This is a genomic window from Nitratidesulfovibrio sp. 1201_IL3209, assembly GCF_036763125.1.
In the GTDB taxonomy this organism is placed as follows: domain Bacteria; phylum Desulfobacterota; class Desulfovibrionia; order Desulfovibrionales; family Desulfovibrionaceae; genus Cupidesulfovibrio.
On sequence record NZ_JBAIYT010000117.1, the window covers coordinates 1 to 255 of the forward strand.

A 255-nucleotide genomic window follows, 5' to 3' on the forward strand; every position below is an offset into this window, starting at 1 on the left:
GCGTTTGCACTCGACGCCTGGTTTCCGATCAGGCTGAGGGAACCTTTGCGTGCCTCCGTTATTGTTTGGGAGGCGACCGCCCCAGTCAAACTACCCACCAGACACTGTCTCCACCCCGGATCACGGGTATGGATTAGAGCCTTAGACTTGCAAGGGTGGTATTTCAACGGTGGCTCCCCCCATACTGGCGTACAGGGTTCACAGCCTCCCACCTATCCTACACATGCAAGCCCAAAACCCAATGTCAAGCTATAG

Annotated in this window: 1 rRNA gene; it reads right to left on the minus strand. The window is 55.7% G+C overall.

Going from position 1 to position 255, the window contains the following annotated elements:
• Nucleotides 1-255: ribosomal RNA gene (locus V6B97_RS17315) — 23S ribosomal RNA — on the minus strand; the annotation flags it as partial.